Origin of the sequence: Caulobacter sp., from assembly GCF_035254145.1 — a bacterium.
Taxonomy (GTDB): Bacteria; Pseudomonadota; Alphaproteobacteria; order Caulobacterales; family Caulobacteraceae; genus Caulobacter.
In genome coordinates, this window is the sequence record NZ_DATFAV010000307.1 from 1 (window position 1) to 3766 (window position 3766).

The window sequence follows — 3766 nt, forward strand, 5'->3', positions numbered from 1 at the left end:
CTGGCTGCGGCGACTGGCCGGCCGGATCGAGACCGGCAAGGACTCGATCAGCGACCCGCTGATGGGCGGTCCGGCGGTATTGGGAGTTTAGGCTTCAGGCGTCCCATATCGAGACCTAGCGAAAATACGCCGCCTTCCTCGCCCTTGTGGCGAGGATCCATGCGGGAAGGCGGGCTCTGAGTTCGACGTTATGCTGGGCCGAACAGCCTGGACGACGCAGCGCAGCAGCCTCTGAACCATGGGTCCTGGGCACAAGGCCCAGGAAGGCGGAAGTTTTAGCTTGAGCCGCCGACATGGCCACCGAAGCCCCACCGCTCTGAGAAAATCGGATAGGGGTAGCTCCGGGATTCGTTCAGGACGCCGCCATGCCTCTTCGCCACGCCGTCTCTCTCCTCGCCCTGGCTGTCGCCCTGACGGCCGCGCCCGCGATCGCCGCGCCGAAGGCCGATCCCGCCAAGGCCGTGAGCCGGCTGGTCGCCTCGCCAGCGTTCAAGAAGGCCGCGGAGAAGCTGGACGCGGACTACGATCGCACGGTCGCCGACATCGTCGCCCTGACCGAGATCCCCGCCCCGCCCTTCAAGGAAGAGGCGCGCGCCAAGGCCTATCTGGCGATGCTGAAGGCCCACGGCCTGACGAACGTCGAGATGGACGCCGAGGGCAATGTCATGGGCGTGCGCCCCGGGACGCAGACCAAGGGCGCCGGGCCGTTCGTGGTCATCGCCGCCCACCTCGACACCGTCTTTCCAGAAGGCACGGACGTGAAGGTCCGGCGCGAGGGCACGCGGCTGATGGCGCCGGGGATCGGCGACGACAGCCGCTCGCTGGCGACCCTGCTGGCCTATCTGCGCGCCATGGACGCCGCGGGGATCAAGACCAGGCGCGACATCCTGGTGGTCGGCAATGTCGGCGAGGAGGGCCCCGGCGACCTGCGCGGGATCCGCCACCTGTTCAACAAGGGTCCGTACAAGGGCCGGATCGGCGCCTTCTTCTCGATGGACGGTTCGGACCCGTCGCGGATCGTCGACAAGGGCGTCGGCTCCAAGCGCTATCGGGTGACCTTCAAGGGCCCGGGCGGCCACAGCTACGGCGCGTTCGGCATCGTCAATCCGATGGCGGCCATGGCCAAGGCGGTGAGCGACCTCTACGCGGTCGAGACGCCGAAATCGCCGAAGACCACCTATTCGGCCAGCGTCACGGGCGGAGGCACCTCGGTGAACTCGATCCCGAACAGCGTCTTCATGGAGTTCGACATGCGCTCGGAAAGCGCCGCCGAGCTGGCCAGGCTGGACCAGACCCTGGTCGGCATCCTGGACAAGGCCGTGGCGGCCGAGAACGCCGCCCGCTCCACCCAGGACGGCAAGGTCAGCTACGAGGCCAAGGTGATCGGCGAGCGGCCGGCGGGCCAGACGCCCCAGACCGCCGACATCGTCGTGGCCACGGCGGCGGCGATCACGGCGCTGGGCTTCAAGCCCGAACACGAGGACAGCTCGACCGACTCCAACGTGCCGATGAGCCTCGGGATTCCCGCCGTCACCATCGGCGCCGGCGGCAAGGGCGGCCGCGCCCACGCCCTGGACGAATGGATCGACATCGAGAAGGGCGAGGCGGTCAAGGGCATGCAGGTGGGCCTGGCCGCCCTGCTGGCCGTGGCGGGGACGGACTGAGCGGTCAGGCCGACAGGGCGGTCAGGACCAGCGGGATCACCGCCCCCACCGCCAACAGGATCCAGGACAGCTTCTTCTCCCGGCCGTAGGCGATCGCCATCCAGACGCCCAGCGCCGTGGTCGCGACCAGGGCGATCGAGACCAGCAGGAACACCGCCTTCAAGAGTGGGATGGCCGGCTTGACGGCCGGCTCGGCGTCCGGGGCCTTGGCGGCGGCTTGTGGCGCGGCCGTCGCGGGCGTCGCCGTGGCGGGCTTTTGGGCGGCCTCGGCGGCGGGCGGGCCCGGCTTGCGTCCCCGGGCCTTGTAGACCTGGTTCTTGTGCACCATGCCCAGCTTCTCGATCACGGCCGGCGCGACATAGGCGCCGTGGGACTCGTGCAGCTCATAGAGCTGGACCGCGCCGGTCAGGGCGAAGAACATCACGCTGGGAGCGATCAGCAGCGCCAGATAGCTGTGGATGCGCCGAACGGCGGCGAAACGCAGGGCGGGATTGGAGCGGGGCTTGGGGGCGGTGGCCATGAACGGCTCTCCGAGGCGGACGTCGCCGCACTTTCCCGTTCCAGCGAAGCTTGCGCCACGCGCTAGATCAATTTCCGGCTTAAAGTCTGTCGGGCTTGCCCTGGCCCAGCTCGGCCAGTTTGGAGGAATCGGGACCGGTCGGGCCGCCGTCGGCCAGCATCCGGTCGATGCGGGCCTTCTGCGACTTGAACGCCGCCAGCTCCGAACCCGCCAGCACCGTGCCCTGTGGCACCTTGGCGCCGATCGGATTGACCCGCTGGCCCTTCAGCCAGATCTCGTAGTGAAGATGCGGACCCGAGGCCAGGCCGGTCGAGCCGACATAGGCCACCACCTGGCCCTGGCGCACGCGCATGCCCGGACGGATGCCCGGGGCGTAGCGCGAGATGTGGCCGTAGCCGGTATCCCAATTGCCGGAATGGCGGATGCGCAGCCAGTTGCCGTAGCCGCCCCAGCGCTTGGCCTCCAGCACCACGCCGTCGCCGGCCGCCAGGATCGGCGTGCCCGTCCCGGCCCCGAAGTCGACGCCCTGGTGGGCGCGGGTGTAGCCCAGCACCGGGTGCCTGCGCATGCCGAACACCGAGGTGATGCGCGCCCCATCGACCGGCGTGCGCAGCAGGAAGCCTTTGATGTTCTTGCCCATTTCATCGAAGAATTGGGTCTTTCCCTCGCTGTCGCGGCGATCGAAGGCGTAGAACCGCTGCCCCTTGACCTCGGCGTATTCCAAGTCGCCCGCGTCGATGGTGCGGCCGCTCTCGGTGACCTTGCGATCGAACACCAGGCAGAAGCGGTCGCCCTCCTGGATGTCGCGCGAGAAGTCGATCTTGTGCGAGAACAGCTTGGCCGCCTGGCTGATGATCGCCGGCGTGCCGCCGACGCTGGCCACGCTCTCGTAGAACGAGCCGTTCATCTCGCCGCACGCGACCTTCTGCTCGTCGCGGACCTTCTCCTCCAGCTCGCGCAGGCGCAGGGCGCCGTCGAAGGTGCGCGAGACGGTCAGGGTCGAGGACGGGCTGGTCCGCATCGACAGGCCGATCAGCCGCGCGGGTCCCCGCTGGCTGCGGCGCTGGGCGACGGCGGCCTCGAAGGCCATGCCGGCCTTGATGTTGACGGTGTCGATCGCGCCTTGCAGCACCGAGACGACCTGGCGAGCCTCTTCGGGGGCGACGCCGGCGCGCTGCACCGCGCCCAGCAGGGTCTCGCCGGGACGAACCTTGACCGCGACGTTCTCGGGACGCTCGAAACCGGGCTGGGCCTCGGCCCCGGCGAAGGCCACATGCTGCAGGGCCGCCAGGGCGGCGGGGTCCAGGGCGGCCTTCTCGGCCGGAGCCTTGACGTCGTCGGCGGTCAGCTTCAGGCCAAGGCCCAGAGCGGCCAGGCCGGCTAGGGCCGTGAAAACCCTCGGCGCCCAGCGCGTGGCGCTGCGTCGCGGATCGAATTCCTGCATCGTGCCCCCGTCGATGTCGACGCCGCGCAAGTCAGAATGACGCGGCTGGGAAGCCCCCCAAGACGTTTTCGCGCCGGACCATGGTCGCCCCTGTTCTCAGCGGCAAGGACTATTCGGCGCTTCGGTCCATTTGTCACG

The 3766-nt window shown here is 69.1% G+C and carries 4 protein-coding genes; 2 read left to right on the forward strand and 2 right to left on the reverse strand.

Annotated features, from left to right (window positions below; translation table 11 throughout):
• A partial coding sequence (locus tag VJ655_RS21145) for a hypothetical protein (RefSeq protein WP_414647007.1) occupies positions 1-91 on the forward strand: 91 nt, incomplete at its 5' end.
• Positions 92-365: 274 nt separating this feature from the next.
• A complete protein-coding gene (locus tag VJ655_RS18405) occupies positions 366-1664 on the forward strand; it encodes a M20/M25/M40 family metallo-hydrolase (RefSeq protein WP_324113604.1) in 1299 nt (432 codons plus the stop codon).
• Positions 1665-1668: 4 nt separating this feature from the next.
• Here VJ655_RS18405 and VJ655_RS18410 read toward each other — a convergent pair whose 3' ends face one another.
• Complete coding sequence (locus tag VJ655_RS18410; protein ID WP_324113606.1) at positions 1669-2184, reverse strand: hypothetical protein; 516 nt, start codon at positions 2182-2184, stop codon at positions 1669-1671.
• A 79-nt stretch (positions 2185-2263) separates the two neighbouring features.
• Positions 2264-3628, reverse strand: coding sequence for a M23 family metallopeptidase (locus tag VJ655_RS18415; protein ID WP_324113608.1), 1365 nt, complete (start codon positions 3626-3628; stop codon positions 2264-2266).
• Positions 3629-3766: the final 138 nt, after the last annotated feature.

What these genes read in the sequence shown, in the direction of transcription:
- VJ655_RS18405 (WP_324113604.1), top strand. Translation starts at nt 366, where the DNA reads ATGCCTCTTCGCCACGCCGTCTCTCTCCTCGCCCTGGCTGTCGCCCTG.
- VJ655_RS18415 (WP_324113608.1), bottom strand. Translation starts at nt 3,628, where the DNA reads ATGCAGGAATTCGATCCGCGACGCAGCGCCACGCGCTGGGCGCCGAGG.
- VJ655_RS18410 (WP_324113606.1), bottom strand. Translation starts at nt 2,184, where the DNA reads ATGGCCACCGCCCCCAAGCCCCGCTCCAATCCCGCCCTGCGTTTCGCC.